This is a genomic window from Pseudomonas sp. WT-JTC (genome assembly GCF_056711565.1).
On record NZ_CM160042.1, the window covers coordinates 5,990,807 to 6,011,306 of the forward strand.

18 protein-coding genes and 4 tRNA genes are annotated in these 20,500 nt (G+C 55.7%); all 22 read right to left on the reverse strand.

The window, feature by feature from the left end; genetic code table 11:
* Window positions 1–14: 14 nt before the first annotated feature.
* Window positions 15–839, reverse strand: a complete 825-nt coding sequence (gene rplB, locus AC06G5_RS27285) for a 50S ribosomal protein L2 (protein WP_008018194.1) — start codon at window positions 837–839, stop codon at window positions 15–17.
* Between the two features lie 14 nt (window positions 840–853).
* On the reverse strand, window positions 854–1,153 hold the full coding sequence (gene rplW, locus AC06G5_RS27290) for a 50S ribosomal protein L23 (protein WP_002555488.1): 300 nt from the start codon (window positions 1,151–1,153) through the stop codon (window positions 854–856).
* On the reverse strand, window positions 1,150–1,752 hold the full coding sequence (gene rplD, locus AC06G5_RS27295) for a 50S ribosomal protein L4 (protein WP_003228735.1): 603 nt from the start codon (window positions 1,750–1,752) through the stop codon (window positions 1,150–1,152). The genes rplW and rplD overlap by 4 nt, the downstream gene beginning before the upstream one ends.
* Before the next feature lie 12 nt (window positions 1,753–1,764).
* Window positions 1,765–2,400, reverse strand: a complete 636-nt coding sequence (rplC, locus tag AC06G5_RS27300; RefSeq protein ID WP_007955641.1) for a 50S ribosomal protein L3 — start codon at window positions 2,398–2,400, stop codon at window positions 1,765–1,767.
* A gap of 80 nt (window positions 2,401–2,480) precedes the next feature.
* Entirely contained in the window at window positions 2,481–2,792 is a 312-nt protein-coding gene (gene rpsJ, locus AC06G5_RS27305) for a 30S ribosomal protein S10 (RefSeq protein WP_003186070.1), read from the reverse strand.
* Between the two features lie 158 nt (window positions 2,793–2,950).
* Complete coding sequence (gene tuf, locus AC06G5_RS27310; RefSeq protein ID WP_008018195.1) at window positions 2,951–4,144, reverse strand: elongation factor Tu; 1,194 nt, start codon at window positions 4,142–4,144, stop codon at window positions 2,951–2,953.
* A 30-nt stretch (window positions 4,145–4,174) separates the two neighbouring features.
* Entirely contained in the window at window positions 4,175–6,280 is a 2,106-nt protein-coding gene (fusA, locus tag AC06G5_RS27315) for an elongation factor G (protein ID WP_007970420.1), read from the reverse strand.
* 30 nt (window positions 6,281–6,310) lie between these two features.
* Entirely contained in the window at window positions 6,311–6,784 is a 474-nt protein-coding gene (gene rpsG / locus AC06G5_RS27320) for a 30S ribosomal protein S7 (RefSeq protein ID WP_007970418.1), read from the reverse strand.
* Between the two features lie 108 nt (window positions 6,785–6,892).
* On the reverse strand, window positions 6,893–7,264 hold the full coding sequence (gene rpsL, locus AC06G5_RS27325; protein ID WP_003186084.1) for a 30S ribosomal protein S12: 372 nt from the start codon (window positions 7,262–7,264) through the stop codon (window positions 6,893–6,895).
* Between the two features lie 216 nt (window positions 7,265–7,480).
* On the reverse strand, window positions 7,481–11,680 hold the full coding sequence (gene rpoC / locus AC06G5_RS27330; RefSeq protein ID WP_057400628.1) for a DNA-directed RNA polymerase subunit beta': 4,200 nt from the start codon (window positions 11,678–11,680) through the stop codon (window positions 7,481–7,483).
* Window positions 11,681–11,744: 64 nt separating this feature from the next.
* The gene (rpoB, locus tag AC06G5_RS27335; protein WP_008018199.1) at window positions 11,745–15,818 is read right to left on the reverse strand and encodes a DNA-directed RNA polymerase subunit beta; all 4,074 of its coding nucleotides are present in this window, start codon (window positions 15,816–15,818) and stop codon (window positions 11,745–11,747) included.
* 220 nt (window positions 15,819–16,038) lie between these two features.
* Window positions 16,039–16,404, reverse strand: coding sequence for a 50S ribosomal protein L7/L12 (gene rplL / locus AC06G5_RS27340; protein ID WP_007970414.1), 366 nt, complete (start codon window positions 16,402–16,404; stop codon window positions 16,039–16,041).
* 75 nt (window positions 16,405–16,479) lie between these two features.
* Window positions 16,480–16,980, reverse strand: coding sequence for a 50S ribosomal protein L10 (gene rplJ, locus AC06G5_RS27345; protein WP_007970413.1), 501 nt, complete (start codon window positions 16,978–16,980; stop codon window positions 16,480–16,482).
* Window positions 16,981–17,178: 198 nt separating this feature from the next.
* Entirely contained in the window at window positions 17,179–17,874 is a 696-nt protein-coding gene (gene rplA / locus AC06G5_RS27350) for a 50S ribosomal protein L1 (protein WP_003186095.1), read from the reverse strand.
* Window positions 17,874–18,305, reverse strand: a complete 432-nt coding sequence (gene rplK, locus AC06G5_RS27355) for a 50S ribosomal protein L11 (protein WP_007933726.1) — start codon at window positions 18,303–18,305, stop codon at window positions 17,874–17,876. Before rplK ends, rplA begins: the two co-directional genes overlap by 1 nt.
* A gap of 117 nt (window positions 18,306–18,422) precedes the next feature.
* The gene (gene nusG, locus AC06G5_RS27360; protein ID WP_007984405.1) at window positions 18,423–18,956 is read right to left on the reverse strand and encodes a transcription termination/antitermination protein NusG; all 534 of its coding nucleotides are present in this window, start codon (window positions 18,954–18,956) and stop codon (window positions 18,423–18,425) included.
* 9 nt (window positions 18,957–18,965) lie between these two features.
* Complete coding sequence (gene secE / locus AC06G5_RS27365; RefSeq protein ID WP_008018201.1) at window positions 18,966–19,334, reverse strand: preprotein translocase subunit SecE; 369 nt, start codon at window positions 19,332–19,334, stop codon at window positions 18,966–18,968.
* A 45-nt stretch (window positions 19,335–19,379) separates the two neighbouring features.
* A tRNA-Trp gene (locus AC06G5_RS27370) sits at window positions 19,380–19,455 on the reverse strand.
* A 172-nt stretch (window positions 19,456–19,627) separates the two neighbouring features.
* A tRNA-Thr gene (locus tag AC06G5_RS27375) sits at window positions 19,628–19,703 on the reverse strand.
* 26 nt (window positions 19,704–19,729) lie between these two features.
* Window positions 19,730–19,803, reverse strand: a tRNA-Gly gene (locus AC06G5_RS27380).
* Between the two features lie 24 nt (window positions 19,804–19,827).
* A tRNA-Tyr gene (locus AC06G5_RS27385) sits at window positions 19,828–19,912 on the reverse strand.
* Between the two features lie 143 nt (window positions 19,913–20,055).
* Window positions 20,056–20,496: a hypothetical protein gene (locus AC06G5_RS27390; protein ID WP_413703933.1), complete on the reverse strand. Its 441-nt coding sequence runs from the start codon at window positions 20,494–20,496 to the stop codon at window positions 20,056–20,058.
* Between the last annotated feature and the right edge of the window lie 4 nt (window positions 20,497–20,500).

A 20,500-nucleotide genomic window follows, 5' to 3' on the forward strand; every position in this document is an offset into this window, starting at 1 on the left:
TCGTATCCCTCTATTTACTTGCGACGACGGACGATCATTTTGTCGGTACGCTTATTACCACGAGTCTTCGCGCCCTTAGTCGGGAAGCCCCATGGCGATACCGGATGACGACCACCAGAGGTACGACCTTCACCACCACCATGTGGGTGGTCAACCGGGTTCATGGCAACACCACGAACGGTTGGGCGAACGCCACGCCAGCGTTTGGCACCAGCTTTACCCAGCGAACGCAGGCTGTGCTCGGAGTTCGAGACTTCGCCCAGGGTCGCACGGCATTCAGCCAGGACTTTACGCATTTCACCGGAACGCAGACGCAGGGTAACGTACACACCTTCACGAGCGATCAGCTGAGCCGAAGCACCAGCGGAACGAGCGATCTGTGCGCCTTTACCTGGCTTCAGTTCGATGCCGTGTACGGTAGAACCGACTGGAATGTTGCGCAGTTGCAGAGCGTTGCCTGGCTTGATTGGAGCCAGGGCACCTGCGATCAGCGTGTCGCCAGCACTCACGCCTTTAGGGGCGATGATGTAGCGGCGCTCGCCGTCTGCGTAGCAGAGCAGTGCGATGTGAGCAGTACGGTTTGGATCGTATTCGATACGCTCGACAGTGGCGACGATGCCATCTTTGTCGTTGCGACGGAAATCGACCATACGGTAATGCTGCTTATGACCACCACCGATGTGACGAGTGGTAATACGGCCATTGTTGTTACGACCACCAGTCTTCGATTTCTTCTCGAGCAGCGGTGCGTGAGGAGCGCCTTTATGCAGCTCCTGGTTGACCACCTTGACCACAAAACGGCGGCCAGGGGAAGTCGGTTTGCATTTAACGATTGCCATGATGCACCCCTTCCTTACTCAGCACTGCTGCTGAAATCGAGATCTTGGCCTGGCTGAAGGGAGATAACTGCCTTCTTCCAGTCATTACGCTTGCCCAGACCGCGAGCAGTGCGCTTGCTCTTACCCAGAACATTCAGGGTAGTAACACGCTCTACTTTCACGCTGAACAGGCTTTCGACGGCCTTCTTGATTTCCAGCTTGGTTGCATCGGTAGCAACCTTGAAAACGAACTGGCCTTTCTTGTCTGCCAGAACCGTAGCCTTCTCGGAAACGTGCGGGCCAAGCAGAACTTTAAATACGCGTTCCTGGTTCATCCCAGCAGCTCCTCGAATTTCTTCACGGCCGACACGGTGATCAACACCTTGTCGTATGCGATCAGACTAACTGGATCGGAACCTTGCACGTCACGTACATCTACGTGTGGCAGGTTACGAGCAGCCAGGTACAGGTTCTGATCAACAGCGTCCGACACGATCAGAACGTCGGTCAGGCTCATGTTGTTCAGCTTGCCCAGCAGGTCTTTGGTTTTCGGCGTTTCAACGGCGAAATCCTGAACCACGACCAGACGATCAGTACGCACCAGCTCAGCAAGGATGGAACGCATTGCTGCGCGGTACATCTTCTTGTTCAGCTTCTGGGAGTGATCCTGAGGACGAGCTGCGAAAGTGGTACCGCCGCCACGCCAGATTGGGCTACGGATAGTACCGGCACGAGCGCGGCCAGTACCTTTCTGACGCCATGGGCGCTTGCCGCCACCACGAACGTCGGAACGGGTCTTTTGCTGCTTGCTACCTTGACGGCCGCCGGCCATGTAGGCCACGACTGCTTGGTGAACCAGCGTCTCGTTGAATTCGCCGCCAAATGTCAGTTCGGAAACTTCGATCGCTTGAGCGTCATTTACATTTAATTGCATGTCAGCTTCCCCTTAACCGCGAGCCTTGGCTGCTGGACGTACAACCAAGTTGCCGCCAGTAGCGCCAGGAACAGCGCCCTTGACCAACAACAGATTGCGTTCAGCGTCCACGCGCACTACTTCGAGGGACTGCACGGTCACGCGCTCAGCGCCCATATGACCGGACATTTTTTTGCCCTTGAATACACGACCAGGAGTCTGGCACTGGCCGATAGAGCCTGGAACGCGGTGGGATACGGAGTTACCGTGGGTGTTATCTTGCCCGCGGAAATTCCAACGCTTGATCGTACCCTGGAAGCCTTTACCCTTGGACTGACCGGTTACATCAACCAGTTGACCAGCGGCGAAGATTTCAGCGTTGATCAGATCGCCGGCCTGGTACTCGCCTTCTTCAAGGCGGAATTCCATTACGGTACGACCAGCGGCAACGTTCGCTTTAGCGAAGTGGCCAGCCTGAGCTGCTGTTACACGCGAAGCACGACGCTCGCCGACAGTGACTTGCACTGCACGATAGCCATCGGTTTCTTCAGTTTTGAACTGGGTGACGCGATTCGGCTCGATCTCAATGACCGTGACCGGAATGGAGACACCTTCTTCGGTGAAAATACGGGTCATACCCGCTTTACGACCGACTACACCAATAGTCATGTTGTAAACCTCATGAGTGTACGGGGCTTTCACCCGCTATGGCCGCCCATTTCAGAGCGTTACACGACTAAGACCGAGTCTTAGCCGAGGCTGATCTGCACTTCCACACCGGCCGCAAGATCAAGCTTCATAAGAGCATCAACGGTTTTATCCGTTGGCTGGACGATGTCCAGAACGCGCTTATGAGTACGGATCTCGTACTGGTCACGCGCGTCTTTGTTGACGTGCGGGGAGACCAGAACGGTGAACCGCTCTTTACGGGTAGGCAGTGGAATTGGACCACGCACTTGAGCACCAGTACGTTTCGCGGTTTCCACGATTTCCTGGGTGGATTGGTCGATCAGGCGATGGTCGAAAGCCTTCAACCTGATACGGATTTGCTGATTTTGCATTGGATTTCAGACTCCGGCTGCTATTCCCACCGGGCGCAATACGCCCGTTAAAAGGAGGCGCAATTCTATAGACGCCCCAGATAGGTGTCAACCCAATAAAAAAGCCCCCGCTGAGCGGGGGCTTTTTCAAAGCATCGAAGCTATCTCAAAAGAGAAGCTTACTCGATGATTTTGGCTACGACGCCAGCGCCGACGGTACGACCGCCTTCACGGATAGCGAAACGCAGACCGTCTTCCATCGCGATGGTTTTGATCAGGGTAACAGTCATCTGAATGTTGTCACCTGGCATTACCATTTCAACGCCTTCTGGCAGCTCGCAGTTACCAGTCACGTCAGTAGTACGGAAGTAGAACTGTGGACGGTAGCCTTTGAAGAACGGAGTGTGACGGCCGCCTTCTTCCTTGCTCAGAACGTAAACTTCTGCGGTGAACTTGGTGTGCGGCTTAACCGAACCTGGCTTAACCAGAACCTGGCCACGCTCAACGTCGTCACGCTTGGTACCACGCAGCAGAACGCCGCAGTTCTCGCCAGCACGACCTTCGTCGAGCAGCTTGCGGAACATTTCAACACCGGTGCAGGTGGTGGTGGTGGTGTCACGCAGACCAACGATTTCCAGTGCATCTTGAACGCGAACGATACCGCGCTCGATACGACCAGTCACAACAGTACCACGACCCGAGATCGAGAATACGTCTTCGATTGGCATCAGGAATGGCTTGTCGATAGCACGCTCTGGCTCTGGGATGTAGGTATCCAGAGTTTCAACCAGCTTGCGAACAGCGCTGGTGCCCATTTCGTTATCGTCTTTGCCTTCCAGAGCCATACGAGCCGAACCGATGATGATCGGAGTGTCGTCGCCTGGGAAGTCGTAGGTGGACAGCAGGTCGCGAACTTCCATCTCAACCAGTTCCAGCAGCTCAGCGTCGTCTACCAGGTCAGCCTTGTTCAGGAAGACCACGATGTACGGAACGCCTACCTGACGGGACAGCAGGATGTGCTCACGGGTTTGTGGCATCGGACCATCAGCGGCCGAGCAAACCAGGATCGCGCCGTCCATCTGGGCAGCACCGGTGATCATGTTCTTCACGTAGTCAGCGTGACCTGGGCAGTCAACGTGAGCGTAGTGACGAATGTTCGAGTTGTACTCGACGTGCGCGGTGTTGATGGTGATACCGCGAGCTTTTTCTTCTGGCGCGCTGTCGATTTTATCGAATTCAACTACGGCCGAACCGAAAACTTCGGAGCAGACGCGAGTCAGAGCTGCGGTCAGAGTGGTTTTACCGTGGTCAACGTGACCGATGGTGCCAACGTTGACGTGCGGTAGGGAACGATCAAATTTTTCTTTAGCCACGACAATTAACTCCTTGCCTAAAGGACTGAATCAGCCTTGTTTTTTGGTAACGGTTTCGACGATGTGCGACGGAGCCGTATTGTATTTTTTGAATTCCATAGAGTAGCTTGCGCGACCCTGGGACATGGAACGAACGTCGGTCGCATAACCGAACATCTCGCCCAGCGGAACTTCGGCACGAATTACTTTACCGGAGACCGTGTCTTCCATACCCAAGATCATGCCGCGACGACGGTTAAGGTCGCCCATCACGTCACCCATATAGTCTTCAGGCGTAACAACCTCTACCGCCATGATCGGCTCAAGCAACTCACCGCCGCCCTTCTGGGCCAGTTGCTTGGTCGCCATGGAAGCAGCCACCTTAAACGCCATCTCGTTCGAGTCGACGTCGTGGTAAGAACCATCAAACACGGTAGCCTTCAGGCCGATCAGCGGATAGCCGGCAACAACGCCGTTCTTCATCTGCTCTTCGATACCCTTCTGGATAGCCGGGATGTATTCCTTAGGAACCACACCACCCACTACTTCGTTCAGGAATTGCAGACCTTCCTGACCTTCGTCAGCAGGAGCAAAGCGAATCCAGCAATGACCGAACTGGCCACGACCGCCGGACTGACGAACGAACTTGCCTTCGATTTCGCAGTTCTTCGTGATGCGCTCACGATACGAAACCTGAGGCTTACCGATGTTGGCTTCGACGTTGAACTCACGGCGCATCCGGTCAACCAGGATGTCCAGGTGCAGCTCGCCCATGCCGGAGATGATCGTTTGACCAGTCTCTTCATCAGTCTTGACGCGGAAAGACGGGTCTTCCTGAGCAAGTTTGCCCAGAGCGATACCCATTTTTTCCTGGTCATCCTTGGTCTTAGGCTCTACGGCAACCGAGATAACCGGCTCCGGGAAGTCCATGCGAACCAGGATGATTGGCTTGTCAGCGTTGCACAAGGTTTCACCAGTGGTGACGTCCTTCATGCCGATCAGGGCCGCGATGTCACCAGCGCGCACTTCCTTGATCTCTTCACGGGCGTTTGCGTGCATTTGCACCATACGACCCACGCGCTCTTTCTTGCCTTTGACCGAGTTGATCACGCCGTCGCCGGAGGCCAACACGCCCGAGTAAACGCGGACGAAGGTCAAGGTACCCACGAATGGGTCGGTAGCGATCTTGAACGCCAGAGCCGAGAACGGCTCGTTGTCATCTGCATGACGCTCCATTTGCTTTTCCTCGTCATCCGGGTCAGTACCCTTGATGGCAGGAATGTCGGTCGGAGCCGGCAGGTAGTCGATAACGGCGTCGAGAACCAGGGGAACACCCTTGTTCTTGAAGGAAGAACCGCAAACAGCCAGAACGATCTCACCAGCGATAGTACGCTGACGCAGAGCGCCCTTGATTTCCTCGATGGAGAGCTCTTCGCCTTCGAGGTACTTGTTCATCAGCTCTTCGCTGGCTTCGGCCGCAGCCTCTACCATGTTGTTGCGCCACTCTTCAGCCAGTTCCTGCAGTTCAGCAGGGATAGCTTCGCGACGTGGAGTCATGCCCTTGTCAGCATCGTTCCAGTAAACCGCTTCCATGGTCATCAGATCGATCTGACCCTGGAAGTTGTCTTCGGAACCGATAGCCAACTGGATCGGCACCGGAGTGTGACCCAGACGCTGCTTGATCTGAGCGATCACACGCAGGAAGTTCGCACCGGCACGGTCCATCTTGTTCACGTAAACGATACGTGGAACACCGTACTTGTTGGCTTGACGCCATACGGTTTCGGACTGAGGCTCAACGCCGGAAGTGCCGCAGAACACAACGACCGCGCCGTCGAGTACACGCAGGGAACGCTCAACTTCAATAGTGAAGTCTACGTGGCCCGGGGTATCGATGACGTTGAAGCGGTACTGGTCCTTGTGCTGCTTGGCGGAACCCTGCCAGAAGGCGGTAATGGCAGCAGAAGTAATGGTAATACCACGCTCCTGCTCCTGAACCATCCAGTCAGTGGTCGCAGCGCCGTCATGCACTTCGCCCATCTTGTGGCTTTTGCCAGTGTAAAAAAGGACGCGCTCGGTGGTGGTGGTTTTACCAGCATCCACGTGAGCAACGATACCGATGTTACGGTAGCGATTAATCGGTGTAGTACGAGCCATAAAGCCCTCGCAAAATGAGTGACGCTAGAATTAGAAGCGGTAGTGCGAGAAAGCCTTGTTGGCTTCAGCCATACGGTGCACGTCTTCACGCTTCTTAACTGCAGCACCTTTACCTTCGGCGGCGTCCAACAGTTCGCCAGCCAAACGCAGAGCCATGGACTTCTCGCCACGCTTACGGGCGAAGTCTACCAGCCAGCGCATTGCCAGAGCGTTACGACGGGAAGGACGAACCTCGACCGGAACCTGGTAAGTAGCACCACCAACGCGGCGCGACTTCACTTCGACCAGCGGAGCGATGGCGTCGAGTGCTTTTTCGAAGAGTTCCAGGGGATCGGTGCCGGCCTTACGAGCCTTCACGGTATCCAGGGCACCATAAACGATACGCTCGGCAACGGCTTTCTTGCCGCTTTCCATTACGTGGTTCATGAATTTGGCGAGGATTTGGCTTCCGTATTTCGGATCGTCCAGAATCTCACGCTTGGCTGCTACGCGACGTCTTGGCATTGATAAGCCCTCAAACGGTCTTCAGGTTAGCCCGGGACAGATCCTGTGGATACGTGCCCGACCTTACTCTTATCGACTCAATAAAATTAAAAACTGCAAAACGACCGATTACTTCGGACGCTTGGTACCGTACTTCGAACGACCCTGGTTACGACCTTTAACACCGGAAGTATCCAACGAACCGCGAACGGTGTGGTAACGAACACCTGGCAAGTCTTTTACACGACCGCCGCGGATCAGTACCACGCTGTGCTCTTGCAGGTTGTGACCTTCACCACCGATGTACGAGGAAACCTCGAAACCGTTGGTCAGGCGCACACGGCATACTTTACGCAGTGCCGAGTTAGGTTTTTTCGGCGTGGTGGTGTACACACGGGTGCACACGCCACGGCGTTGCGGGCAGTTCTGCAGCGCAGGCACGTCGGATTTCTCGACGATACGCTTACGCGGCTGACGTACCAGCTGGTTGATAGTTGCCATCTACTAGCTCCACTGTTGTCTTGCGACGCTATTGTCTTGCAAGAAAAGCAAAATGGCAGGAACGAGTTCCCGCCAAATTTAGGGGTACAAGAGTCTAAAGAGGATCTTGTCCCCAGTCAAGGCAAGGCCCCGCCCTCCCCGCTCATCCAATCTCGACAATTTGTCTCGATTCGATGAACGGAGCGACCAGGGCCTCACACTCATTTACCGCAGAACTCAGTTACCGCTCAAGTTCAGCGCTTCGGTCAGTGCAGCTTCCACTTCACTGGCGCTTACGCGCAACGGCTTGTCTGCATCACGGCGGCGCTTACGCTCGCTGTGATAAGCCAGACCGGTACCAGCCGGGATCAGACGACCCACGACAACGTTTTCTTTCAGGCCGCGCAGGTAATCGCGCTTGCCGGTTACCGCCGCTTCGGTCAGTACGCGAGTGGTTTCCTGGAAGGAAGCCGCCGAGATGAACGATTCGGTGGACAACGACGCCTTGGTGATACCCAGCAGAACGCGAGTGAACTTGGAGACGAACTTGTCTTCGCCGCTCAAACGCTCGTTCTCTACCAGAACGTGAGTCAATTCCATCTGGTCGCCCTTGATGAAACTGGAATCGCCGGATTCAGCGATTTCAACTTTACGCAGCATCTGACGCAGGATGGTCTCGATGTGCTTGTCGTTGATCTTCACGCCTTGCAGACGGTAAACGTCCTGGATCTCGTTAACAATGTACTTCGCCAGCGCACTCACACCCAGCAGACGCAGGATGTCGTGTGGATCGCTCGGACCGTCGGAGATAACTTCGCCGCGGTTTACCTGTTCGCCTTCGAACACGTTCAGGTGACGCCACTTCGGAATCAGCTCTTCGTACGGATCGCTACCGTCGTTCGGGGTAATGACCAGACGGCGCTTGCCTTTGGTCTCTTTACCGAACGCGATGGTGCCGCTGACTTCAGCCAGAATCGACGCTTCTTTCGGACGACGGGCTTCGAACAGGTCGGCAACACGCGGCAGACCACCGGTGATGTCACGGGTTTTCGAAGTTTCTTGCGGGATACGAGCGATAACATCACCGATCGCGATCTTCGCACCGTCCGCTACACCGACCAGGGCGTTGGCTGGCAGGAAGTACTGAGCGATAACGTCAGTGCCTGGCAGCAACAGATCCTTGCCGTTGTCGTCGACCATCTTCACGGCTGGACGGATGTCCTTGCCGGCAGCTGGACGATCTTTGGCGTCGAGTACTTCAATGTTGGTCATACCGGTCAATTCGTCAGTCTGACGCTTGATCGTGATGCCTTCTTCCATGCCCACGTAGGTCACGGTACCTTTCATTTCGGTAACGATCGGGTGAGTGTGCGGATCCCACTTGGCCACGATTGCGCCAGCGTCGACCTTGTCACCTTCTTTAACCGAGATCACAGCACCGTACGGCAGCTTGTAACGCTCACGCTCACGACCGAAGTCATCAGCGATGGCCAGCTCACCGGAACGGGACACAGCAACCAGGTGACCATCCACGCGCTCTACGTGCTTCAGGTTGTGCAGACGGACGGTACCGCCATTCTTCACCTGAACGCTGTCGGCTGCGGAGGTCCGGCTTGCCGCACCACCGATGTGGAACGTACGCATCGTCAGCTGGGTACCCGGCTCACCGATGGACTGGGCAGCGATAACGCCGACCGCTTCACCGATGTTCACCTGGTGACCACGAGCCAGATCGCGGCCGTAGCACTTGGCGCAAATGCCGTAGCGGGTTTCGCAGCTGATCGGCGAACGCACGATCACTTCGTCGATGCTGTTCAGCTCGATGAACTCGACCCACTTCTCGTCTACCAGGGTGCCGGCAGGAACGATGACGTCCTCGGTACCTGGCTTGAATACGTCACGGGCGATAACACGACCCAATACGCGCTCACCCAACGGCTCTACAACGTCACCGCCTTCAATGTGCGGAGTCATCAGCAGACCGTGTTCGGTGCCGCAATCGATCTCGGTTACAACCAGATCCTGCGCCACGTCTACCAGACGACGAGTCAGGTAACCGGAGTTAGCGGTTTTCAACGCGGTATCCGCCAGACCTTTACGAGCACCGTGAGTGGAGATGAAGTACTGGAGTACGCTCAGACCTTCACGGAAGTTCGCAGTAATCGGCGTTTCAATGATGGAACCGTCCGGCTTGGCCATCAGGCCACGCATACCGGCCAGCTGACGAATCTGTGCTGCGGAACCCCGCGCACCCGAGTCGGCCATCATGTACATCGAGTTGAAAGACTCTTGGTCGACTTCGACGCCATGACGGTCGATGACTTTCTCTTTCGAGAGGTTGGCCATCATCGCCTTGGAAACTTCGTCGTTCGCCTTGGACCAAAGGTCGATCACTTTGTTGTACTTCTCGCCCTGGGTTACCAGGCCGGAGGCGTACTGACTTTCGATCTCTTTCACTTCGTCGGTGGCTGCACCGATGATGCGGGCTTTTTCATCCGGGATAACGAAGTCGTTAACACCGATGGATACGCCGGAAATGGTCGAATAGGCAAAACCGGTGTACATCAACTGGTCAGCGAAGATCACGGTCTCTTTCAGACCAACCACGCGGTAGCACTGGTTGATCAGCTTGGAGATCGCCTTTTTCTTCATCGGCAGGTTGACGACGTCGTACGACAGACCTTTTGGCACAACCTGGAACAACAGCGCACGGCCGACAGTGGTGTCGACGATACGGGTGTTGGTCACGCTGCCGCCGTCACGGTCGTTGACGGTTTCGTTGATCCGGACTTTAACCTTGGCGTGCAGTGCGGCTTCGCCGGCACGGAACACACGGTCAACTTCCTGCAGATCCGCGAACACACGACCTTCGCCCTTGGCGTTGATCGCTTCACGAGTCATGTAGTACAGACCCAATACAACGTCCTGCGACGGAACGATGATTGGCTCACCGTTGGCTGGCGACAGAATGTTGTTGGTCGACATCATCAACGCACGCGCTTCCAGCTGGGCTTCCAGCGTCAGCGGTACGTGCACGGCCATTTGGTCGCCGTCGAAGTCGGCGTTGTACGCGGCGCAGACCAGAGGGTGCAGCTGGATAGCCTTGCCTTCGATCAGTACCGGTTCAAACGCCTGGATGCCCAGACGGTGAAGGGTCGGTGCACGGTTGAGAAGAACCGGGTGTTCGCGAATCACTTCAGCGAGAACGTCCCAAACCTCTGGCAGTTCGCGCTCGACCATCTTCTTGGCAGCCTTGATGGTGGTAGCGAGACCACGCATTTCCAGCTTGCCGAAAATGAACGGCTTGAACAGCTCGAGAGCCATTTTCTTCGGCAGACCGCACTGGTGCAGACGCAGGGTCGGACCTACGGTAATTACCGAACGGCCGGAGTAGTCAACACGCTTACCGAGCAAGTTCTGACGGAAACGACCCTGCTTACCCTTGATCATGTCAGCCAGGGATTTCAGAGGACGCTTGTTGGAACCGGTGATAGCGCGGCCACGACGACCGTTGTCGAGCAATGCGTCGACGGCTTCCTGCAACATACGCTTTTCGTTGCGCACGATGATGTCCGGAGCGGACAGATCCAGCAGGCGCTTCAAACGGTTGTTACGGTTGATCACTCGACGATACAGATCGTTGAGGTCGGAAGTCGCGAAGCGACCGCCATCCAGCGGGACCAGTGGACGCAGATCTGGCGGCAGAACCGGCAGAACGGTCAGCACCATCCACTCTGGCAGGTTGCCGGAACCCTGGAAGGCTTCCATCAACTTCAGACGCTTGGACAGCTTCTTGATCTTGGTTTCGGAGTTGGTTTGCGGAATCTCTTCACGCAAACGGCCAATCTCGTGCTCCAGGTCGATAGCGTGCAGCAGTTCGCGGACAGCTTCGGCACCCATGCGGGCATCGAAATCGTCGCCGAACTCTTCCAGCGCTTCGAAGTACTGCTCATCGTTCAGCAGCTGACCTTTTTCAAGGGTGGTCATGCCTGGATCGATAACGACGTAGCTCTCGAAGTAGAGAACGCGCTCGATATCACGCAGGGTCATGTCCATCAGCAAGCCGATACGGGACGGCAGCGATTTCAGGAACCAGATGTGAGCAACCGGCGAGGCCAGTTCGATGTGAGCCATGCGCTCACGACGAACTTTTGCCAGCGCGACTTCAACGCCGCACTTCTCGCAGATTACGCCACGGTGCTTCAAGCGCTTGTACTTACCGCACAGGCACTCGTAATCCTTTACCGGGCCAAAGATCTTGGCGCAGAACAGGCCGTCACGCTCAGGCTTGAACGTACGGTAGTTGATGGTTTCCGGCTTTTTAACTTCACCGAACGACCACGAACGGATCATCTCAGGCGATGCCAATCCGATACGGATGGCGTCGAACTCTTCGACTTGACCCTGGTTTTTCAGCAAATTCAGTAGGTCTTTCAAGGCCTTTCCTCCTGGCGGAGCAGAGAGCGGGCAATCCTGCCCCGCTCTCGATTCGCGTCACGTGTTATTCGGTTTCCAGATCGATATCGATGCCGAGGGAACGAATTTCCTTGATCAACACGTTGAAGGACTCGGGCATGCCCGGCTCCATACGGTGATCGCCGTCCACGATGTTTTTGTACATCTTGGTCCGGCCGTTCACATCGTCCGACTTCACTGTGAGCATTTCTTGCAGAGTGTAAGCAGCACCGTATGCTTCCAGTGCCCAGACCTCCATCTCCCCGAAACGCTGACCACCGAACTGCGCCTTACCACCCAGCGGCTGCTGGGTAACCAGGCTGTACGAACCGGTAGAACGAGCGTGCATCTTGTCGTCTACCAAGTGGTTCAGCTTCAGCATGTACATGTAGCCAACGGTAACCGGGCGCTCGAACTTGTTGCCGGTACGGCCGTCAGTCAGCTGCATCTGGCCGCTTTCTGGCAGGTCTGCCAGTTTCAGCATGGCCTTGATTTCGCTTTCCTTGGCGCCGTCGAACACTGGAGTGGCCATTGGAACGCCGCCACGCAGGTTTTGAGCCAGATCCAGGATTTCCTGGTCCGAGAAGTCATCGAGGCTTTCCTGACGACCGCCGATCTCGTTATAGATCTCGTGCAGGAACTTACGCAGCTCGGCAACCTTGCGCTGCTCTTCAACCATGCGGTTGATCTTCTCGCCCAAACCTTTGGCCGCGAGGCCCAGGTGGGTTTCAAGGATCTGACCGACGTTCATACGCGAAGGTACGCCCAACGGGTTGAGGACAACGTCGACCGGGGTGCCATTGGCATCGTGCGGCATGTCTTCAACCGGCATGATCACGGAGACCACACCCTTGTTACCGTGACGACCGGCCATCTTGTCGCCCGGCTGGATGCGACGACGGATTGCCAGGTAAACCTTGACGATTTTCAGCACGCCTGGAGCCAGGTCATCGCCCTGCTGCAGTTTGCGCTTCTTGTCTTCGAACTTGTCGTCCAGCAGACGGCGACGATCAACGATGTAGGCCTGGGCCTTCTCGAGCTGCTCGTTCAGGGCATCTTCAGCCATGCGCAGTTTGAACCACTGGCCGTGCTCAAGACCGTCGAGAACTTCGTCGGTGATGTCCTGGCCTTTCTTCAGACCGGCACCGCCTTCGGCTTTGTGGCCGACCAGAGCGGAGCGCAGACGTTCGAAAGTAGCACCTTCAACGATACGGAACTCTTCGTTCAGGTCCTTGCGGATCTCGTCCAGCTGGGACTTCTCGATCGACAGGGCACGAGCATCACGCTCAACGCCGTCGCGGGTGAAGACCTGTACGTCGATGACAGTACCTTTGGTACCGGTAGGTACACGCAGGGAGGTGTCTTTAACGTCGCTGGCTTTTTCACCGAAGATCGCACGCAGCAGTTTTTCTTCCGGAGTCAGTTGGGTCTCGCCTTTCGGAGTGACCTTACCGACCAGGATGTCGCCTGCGCCAACTTCAGCACCTACGTAAACGATACCGGCTTCGTCCAGCTTGTTCAGCGCCGCTTCACCCACGTTAGGGATGTCGGCGGTGATTTCCTCTGGGCCAAGCTTGGTGTCACGGGCCACACAGGTCAGTTCCTGGATGTGGATCGTGGTGAAGCGGTCTTCCTGAACCACACGCTCGGACAGGCAGATGGAGTCTTCGAAGTTGAAGCCGTTCCATGCCATGAACGCGATGCGCATGTTCTGACCCAGTGCCAGTTCACCCATGTCGGTGGACGGACCGTCGGCCATGATGTCGCTACGCTGAACCCGATCACCCTTACGCACCAGCGGACGCTGGTTGATGCAGGTGTTCTGGTTGGAGCGGGTGTATTTGGTCAGGTTGTAGATGTCGACACCGGCTTCACCGGTTTCGACTTCGTCATCGGCAACACGAACCACGATACGGCTGGCGTCGACGGAGTCGATCACGCCGCCACGACGAGCCACGACGCAAACGCCGGAGTCACGGGCTACGTTACGCTCCATGCCGGTACCTACCAGCGGCTTGTCGGCACGCAGGGTTGGTACAGCTTGACGCTGCATGTTCGAACCCATCAACGCACGGTTGGCGTCGTCGTGCTCGAGGAACGGAATCAGCGACGCAGCGACCGAAACTACCTGCTTCGGCGAAACGTCCATCAAGGTGACGTCTTCCGGCGCCTTGACGGTGAATTCGTTCAGGTGACGAACAGCTACCAGCTCGTCGATCAGGACTTTCTTGTCGTTCATCGTGGCCGAAGCCTGAGCGATCACGTGATCGGCTTCTTCGATGGCGGACAGGAACACGATCTCGTCGGTGACCAGAGCGTCTTTCACCACGCGGTACGGGCTTTCCAGGAAGCCGTACTGGTTGGTGCGCGCATAGGCAGCCAGGGAGTTGATCAGACCGATGTTCGGACCTTCCGGCGTTTCGATCGGGCAAACACGACCGTAGTGGGTCGGGTGTACGTCACGAACTTCAAAGCCGGCACGCTCACGAGTCAAACCACCAGGGCCGAGTGCAGAAACACGACGCTTGTGGGTGATCTCGGACAGCGGGTTGTTCTGGTCCATGAACTGGGACAGCTGGCTGGAACCGAAGAACTCTTTCACCGCCGCAGCCACTGGCTTGGCGTTGATCAGGTCTTGCGGCATCAGGCCTTCGCTTTCAGCCATCGACAGACGCTCTTTGACCGCACGCTCAACACGTACCAGGCCAACGCGGAACTGGTTCTCGGCCATTTCGCCTACGCAGCGAACACGACGGTTACCCAGGTGGTCGATGTCATCGACGATGCCTTTACCGTTACGGATGTCGACCAGGGTCTTCAGTACCGCGACGATGTCTTCCTTGCACAGCACGCCCGAACCTTCGATCTCGGTACGACCGATACGACGGTTGAACTTCATCCGGCCGACCGCAGACAGGTCATAGCGCTCAGGGCTGAAGAACAGGTTGTTGAACAGGGTCTCGGCAGCGTCTTTGGTTGGCGGCTCGCCAGGACGCATCATGCGATAGATCTCGACCAGCGCTTCCAGTTGGTTGCTGGTGGAGTCGATCTTCAAGGTGTCGGAGACGAACGGACCGCAGTCGATATCGTTGGTGTACAGAGTTTCGATGCGAACAACGCCGGCCTTGGCGATTTTCGCCAGGATCTCGGTGTTCAGCTCGGTGTTGCACTCTGCCAGGATTTCGCCGGTTGCCGGATGCACGATGACCTTGGCGGTTGTGCGACCCAGGACGTAGTCCAGAGGCACATCCAGCTCTTTGATCCCGGCTTTTTCCAGCTGGTTGATGTGGCGAGCGGTGATACGACGACCTTGCTCGACAATAACCTTGCCTTTGTCATCCTGAATATCGAGGACAGCGATTTCACCGCGCAGGCGCTGAGGCACCAGCTCCAGGCTCAGGGTCTCGCCCTTCACGTGGAATACGTTGGTGGTATAGAACGCATCCAGCACTTCTTCAGTGGTATAGCCCAGCGCGCGCAGCAGTACCGAGGCAGGCAGCTTGCGACGACGGTCGATACGCACGAATACGCAGTCTTTCGGGTCGAACTCGAAGTCCAGCCACGAACCGCGGTAAGGAATGATGCGCGCGGAGTACAGCAGTTTGCCGGAGCTGTGCGTCTTGCCACGGTCGTGGTCGAAGAACACGCCCGGGGAACGGTGCAGCTGGGAAACGATTACACGCTCGGTACCGTTGATTACGAAGGTACCGTTTTCAGTCATCAGGGGGATTTCACCCATGTAGACTTCTTGCTCTTTGATGTCCTTGATCGCTTTGTTCGACGATTCTTTGTCGAAAATGATCAGGCGCACTTTTACCCGCAAAGGTACGGCGTAAGTTACACCGCGCAATACGCATTCTTTGACATCAAATGCCGGTTCGCCCAGACGATATCCGACGTACTCCAGCGCAGCATTGCCGGAGTAGCTGATGATCGGGAAAACGGATTTGAAGGCCGCATGCAGGCCCACGTCGCGGAACTGATCTTTAGTCGCTCCCGCTTGCAAGAATTCACGATACGAATCCAGCTGGATGGCCAGGAGGTACGGCACATCCATGACGTCCGGCAACTTGCTAAAGTCCTTGCGGATACGTTTTTTCTCAGTATATGAGTAAGCCATCAGCGTTCCCCAGCTTGGTCACCTGCTTGTTTGGCCCCTCCCGACGGGAGCAGCCAGAAAATCGTGCAAACCCCATGGTTTGCGCCACCGCATCGGGTGGTTACAGCACGTTATCGGCACCGACCCAGTCGGCTGCCAATAACGGAAAAAGGCCGGTGGCAAGAGCCACCAGCCATCAGCCTGTCGCTTAACGCTCGGGCTGGAGGAGCAAAGTCGATGCTTACTTCAGCTCGACTTTAGCGCCTGCTTCTTCCAGAGCTGCTTTGGCTTTGTCAGCTGCGTCTTTGGCAACAGCTTCCAGAACCATGGCAGGTGCGCCGTCAACTACAGCCTTGGCTTCTTTCAAGCCCAGACCGGTCAGTTCACGTACAGCCTTGATCACGTTAACTTTCTTCTCGCCAGCTTCGGTCAGCATGACGTTGAATTCGGTTTGCTCTTCAGCAACGGCAGCAGCAACAGCTGGACCAGCCGATGCAGCAGCAGCGGTAACACCGAATTTTTCTTCGAAAGCTTTGATCAGCTCAACAACTTCCATTACGGACATGTTGCCAACTGCTTCAAGGATATCGTTCTGAGAGATAGACATGAATCTAATTCCTGATATTGGGGACGGCCTACGCGACCATCGAAAAAAACAAAAAACGCGAGAAGTTGACGAGCCTTAGGCTGCAGCAGCTTCTTTCTGGTCGCGAATTGCCGCCAGAGTACGAGCCAATTTGCTGGTAGCGCCTTGAATCACGCTCATCAGCTGAGAAATTGCTTCGTCACGGGTCGGCAGAGTTGCCAGTACGTCGATTTGGTTAGCTGCGAGGAACTTGCCCTCGAACGCAGCTGCCTTGATCTCGAACTTGTCCTGACCCTTTGCGAATTCCTTGAAGATCCGGGCAGCAGCGCCTGGATGTTCCTTGGAGAACGCAATCAGGGTAGGGCCGGTGAACACGTCGTTGAGGACACTGAATTCAGTGTCAGCAACAGCGCGCTTGAGCAGGGTGTTACGTACGACACGTACGTAAACGCCAGCTTCACGAGCCTCTTTACGGAGTCCGGTCATCGCGCCTACTGTTACGCCACGGGCATCAGCCACGACAGCGGACAGAGCGACTTTGGCAGCCTCGTTGACTTCAGCGACGATGGCCTTCTTGTCTTCGAGTTTAATTGCCACGGGTTTAACTCCTGCTTGTTACCGTTTCATCTGGTCGAAACCGGATGTCGTTTTGGTGTCTGATTCGGTAAGGAACCGGGAGCACCATCTGCGTAGGCTTGTGGTTTAAGACTCGCGTCGCCTACGGTCTTGGATAGCCCCCGCCAGGCAGGGACCCCAATTTTTCAATTGGCGCAATCGCTTGCGCCAATCTGTGTCTTACGCGTCGAGCGAGCTTTGGTCGATGACCAGACCTGGGCCCATAGTGGTGCTCAGGGTAACGCGCTTGACGTAAATGCCTTTCGAGGAAGCTGGCTTGATACGCTTCAGATCAGCGATCAGGGCTTCAACGTTTTCCTTCAGCTTGACGGCGTCGAAGCCGATCTTGCCAACGGAAGTGTGGATGATGCCGTTTTTGTCGGTGCGATAACGAACCTGACCAGCCTTGGCGTTTTTAACCGCGGTAGCTACGTCTGGGGTTACGGTGCCGACTTTAGGGTTAGGCATCAGGCCACGTGGACCGAGGATCTGACCCAACTGACCCACAACGCGCATTGCATCCGGGGATGCAATCACTACGTCATAGTTCAGGTCGCCGCCTTTCATTTCGGCAGCCAGGTCATCCATACCTACGCGGTCAGCGCCGGCAGCCAGAGCGGCTTCAGCAGCTGGACCCTGAGTGAACACAGCAACGCGAACAGTCTTGCCAGTGCCGTGTGGCAGCACAGTAGCGCTACGAACGACCTGGTCGGATTTACGCGGGTCAACACCCAGGTTTACAGCTACGTCGAACGACTCGCTGAACTTGACAGTCGACAGCTCGGCCAGCAGAGCAGCGGCGTCTACAAAGTTGTAGGCCTTGCCTGCTTCGATTTTGCCGGCGATAGCCTTTTGACGCTTGGTCAGCTTAGCCATTACACACCCTCCACGTTAAGGCCCATGCTACGAGCAGAACCGGCGATAGTACGCACGGCTGCTTCCATATCAGCTGCAGTCAGATCCGCGTTTTTGGTTTTCGCGATTTCTTCCAGCTGAGCACGAGTCACAGTGCCAACCTTAACGGTGTTCGGACGAGCGGAACCGCTGGTCAGACCGGCCGCCTTCTTCAGCAGAACCGAAGCAGGGGTGGATTTGGTTTCGAAAGTGAAGCTACGGTCGCTGTAGACAGTGATGATCACTGGAGTCGGCAGACCTGGCTCAAGACCCTGAGTACGGGCGTTGAAAGCCTTGCAGAATTCCATGATGTTCACGCCGTGCTGACCCAGAGCAGGACCAACAGGTGGGCTTGGGTTAGCCTGAGCGGCCTTCACTTGCAGCTTGATGTAAGCGGTAATCTTCTTGGCCATGAGGCACTCCAATTACGGGTTCGAACGCCTCGAGAGGCTCCCCGGTTACTTGCGCGTTTATCCCAGTGACGACAAAACCCCACAGCCTACGGCTGCGGGGTTGGGATTTTTGCTCAGTTAGACCTTTTCGACCTGACTGAACTCGAGCTCCACCGGAGTAGAGCGACCGAAAATGAGCACCGCGACCTGGATCCGGCTCTTTTCGTAGTTAACTTCTTCAACAACACCGGTAAAGTCCGCGAACGGGCCGTCGTTGACTCGTACCGATTCGCCCGGCTCGAACAGTGTCTTCGGCTTCGGCTTGTCGCTACCATCAGCAACGCGGCGCAGAATCGCTTCTGCCTCTTTGTCGGTGATCGGTGCAGGCTTGTCGGCGGTACCGCCGATAAAACCCATCACCCGAGGAGTATCCTTGACCAAGTGCCAGGTACCCTCGTTCATATCCATCTGCACCAGCACGTAGCCAGGGAAGAATTTGCGTTCGCTTTTGCGCTTCTGGCCATTGCGCATTTCAACCACTTCTTCAGTGGGAACCAGAATCTCGCCGAAGCCATCTTCCATACCGGCCAGCTTTACGCGCTCGATCAGCGAGCGCATTACATGCTTCTCGTAACCGGAGTAAGCATGCACAACATACCAACGCTTAGCCACGGGACACCCTTAGCCGACGATCAAGGAAACAAGCCAACCGAGCAGGGAGTCAAGCCCCCACAACAGCAACGCCATAACCAGAACAACAGCCACCACAATCAGGGTGGTCTGCGTGGTTTCTTGGCGAGTTGGCCACACGACTTTACGAATCTCGGTACGAGCTTCCTTAACCAGTACAAAGAAAGACTTGCCCTTCGCGGTCTGCAGGCCTACAAAGGCAGCTACAGCAGCAATGGCGAGCAATGCGAGTACACGGTACAGGATCGGCGAAGCAGAGAAATACTGATTTCCAACAACGCCAACAATCACCAGAGCGACTACTACCAGCCACTTGAGGAGATCGAAGCGAGAGCCTTGAGCTTCAGCTTTAGGAGTCATCTATGAAGATCCTGTGAAAAGAAAGCCAGACACACCAAGTGAATCTGGCAGGTCAGGAGGGAATCGAACCCCCAACCTACGGTTTTGGAGACCGTCGCTCTGCCAATTGAGCTACTGACCTAAAACAAAATCAGGCCGACCATTATGCCGGCCTGAAGGAGACTTTACAACAATTTACTCTGCAACCCTGGTTACGACATCCGCAGCGATGGCCCAACCACCGCTACAAACAACCAAAGGCAACATGAACCACTTAAAACAAAGGCAGATATTTTCATATCTGCCTTGTTATATGGAGCTCTTGAGCGGATTTGAACCGCTGACCTCACCCTTACCAAGGGTGTGCTCTACCAACTGAGCTACAAGAGCGTAACGCTGTGCAAAACCTGTAAACTTGGAGCGGGTAGCGGGAATCGAACCCGCATCATCAGCTTGGAAGGCTGAGGTTCTACCACTAAACTATACCCGCGAGGCTTACAGCTCTCGCTAAAAATGGTGGAGGGGGAAGGATTCGAACCTTCGAAGTCGTAGACGTCAGATTTACAGTCTGATCCCTTTGGCCGCTCGGGAACCCCTCCTAAGCGAGCCGGCATTCTACATCATGCCAGCCTTCTGTCAAGCATTTTTCTCATTAAAAACCTGAGCTTAGCTGCGTTGACCTCGCTTCACACCGTTAACCGTTTCCGGTGTTCGCTGTGGAGCGGGCGCCATTCTATGCAAACTATTCGATGGGTGCAACCCCCTCGCACGGCATTATTTTATGTTTTAACTCATTGAATTCTTTAGAAAGGTTTATCAGCTGAAGATCGTCCAGCCAGCGCCGGCTTTCCGGGGCCACACGCAGCCAATAACCGGCAGTTTCGGAGCCACCCCGGGGCAACGCCTGAAACTTGACATCCATACCAGTCAATCTGCGCTCAAGCCCCTGGGCCACGTCCTGACGGGTAAAACCGCCCAGATAAAGGCAGCCGGAATCCGGCTGGGCTGCCTTGCCCTTGTCCTTGGCCGCCTCCCCCGCCTCGCTCAACAGACGGATATCCTGCTGAGACCCACGATACAGACTCAAGGGCGTTACATCCTTCGCGCGCAGAGGAGCCTCCTGTTGATGCCAGATGTAATAAAACACATTGAGAACAAGCAGCAGCAGAAACAACCAACGCATAAAG

Bases quoted from the DNA above. Each gene is read 5' to 3' on its own strand.
- rplB (WP_008018194.1), bottom strand. From the start codon at position 839: ATGGCAATCGTTAAATGCAAACCGACTTCCCCTGGCCGCCGTTTTGTG.
- rplW (WP_002555488.1), bottom strand. From the start codon at position 1,153: ATGAACCAGGAACGCGTATTTAAAGTTCTGCTTGGCCCGCACGTTTCC.
- rplD (WP_003228735.1), bottom strand. From the start codon at position 1,752: ATGCAATTAAATGTAAATGACGCTCAAGCGATCGAAGTTTCCGAACTG.
- rplC (WP_007955641.1), bottom strand. From the start codon at position 2,400: ATGACTATTGGTGTAGTCGGTCGTAAAGCGGGTATGACCCGTATTTTC.
- rpsJ (WP_003186070.1), bottom strand. From the start codon at position 2,792: ATGCAAAATCAGCAAATCCGTATCAGGTTGAAGGCTTTCGACCATCGC.
- fusA (WP_007970420.1), bottom strand. From the start codon at position 6,280: ATGGCTCGTACTACACCGATTAATCGCTACCGTAACATCGGTATCGTT.
- rpsG (WP_007970418.1), bottom strand. From the start codon at position 6,784: ATGCCAAGACGTCGCGTAGCAGCCAAGCGTGAGATTCTGGACGATCCG.
- rpsL (WP_003186084.1), bottom strand. From the start codon at position 7,264: ATGGCAACTATCAACCAGCTGGTACGTCAGCCGCGTAAGCGTATCGTC.
- rpoB (WP_008018199.1), bottom strand. From the start codon at position 15,818: ATGGCTTACTCATATACTGAGAAAAAACGTATCCGCAAGGACTTTAGC.
- rplL (WP_007970414.1), bottom strand. From the start codon at position 16,404: ATGTCTATCTCTCAGAACGATATCCTTGAAGCAGTTGGCAACATGTCC.
- rplA (WP_003186095.1), bottom strand. From the start codon at position 17,874: ATGGCTAAGCTGACCAAGCGTCAAAAGGCTATCGCCGGCAAAATCGAA.
- rplK (WP_007933726.1), bottom strand. From the start codon at position 18,305: ATGGCCAAGAAGATTACCGCTTACATCAAGCTGCAAGTGAAGGCCGCT.
- secE (WP_008018201.1), bottom strand. From the start codon at position 19,334: ATGACTCCTAAAGCTGAAGCTCAAGGCTCTCGCTTCGATCTCCTCAAG.
- AC06G5_RS27390 (WP_413703933.1), bottom strand. From the start codon at position 20,496: ATGCGTTGGTTGTTTCTGCTGCTGCTTGTTCTCAATGTGTTTTATTAC.